The 484-nt window shown below is 66.9% G+C and carries 1 protein-coding gene; it reads right to left on the bottom strand.

Features of this window, described 5'->3' with window-relative positions; genetic code table 11:
• Positions 1-448, bottom strand: a 448-nt coding sequence (locus tag AB4Z27_RS29510; RefSeq protein WP_441646047.1) for a hypothetical protein, incomplete at its 3' end; no start/stop codon positions are given.
• Positions 449-484: the final 36 nt, after the last annotated feature.

The following is a 484-nucleotide window of genomic DNA, read 5'->3' as shown; positions in this document are numbered from 1 at the left end:
CGTACTGCCGGAGCAGGTTGTCCACCAGCCTGGGGTGGCCGGTCAGGCGGCTGTCGGTGGCCCGTCGTCCATGTTCGGGCGTGGACGCATACCAGCGCGTATCGGGATCGTCGAGCAGGTTGCCGGCCGGGTCGAAGGCGAAAGTTTCGCTGCCCAGTGCGCTGTGCGCAGCGAGCAGCCGGCCCACGGGGTCATAGCGATATCGCAGCGCGCCGCGCCGCATGTCATGGATGCCCGATAGCTGTCCCACCGCATCGTACTGATACTGGCGGTGCAGCAAACGATGGCCCGCCCGCGCGCCATCGACGTGAGACAGCGTCTGTTCCATCAGCCGCCCCGCCGGATCGTACGCCTGCGCGTGGGAGAGCCGATTGCCCTGTGTGCGAAGCACCTCCCGGTGCAAGTCGTCGCGCTCAAGATGGACCAGTTCGCGGTCATCAAGCATCACGCCGTGCACGTGGCCCGCGCCGTAGGTCATAGGTCA

The organism is Cupriavidus sp. KB_39, from assembly GCF_052114485.1.
In the GTDB taxonomy this organism is placed as follows: Bacteria; Pseudomonadota; Gammaproteobacteria; order Burkholderiales; family Burkholderiaceae; genus Cupriavidus.
Note: the sequence above shows the minus strand (reverse complement) of the source record. Positions and strands in the feature narration are given on the sequence as shown.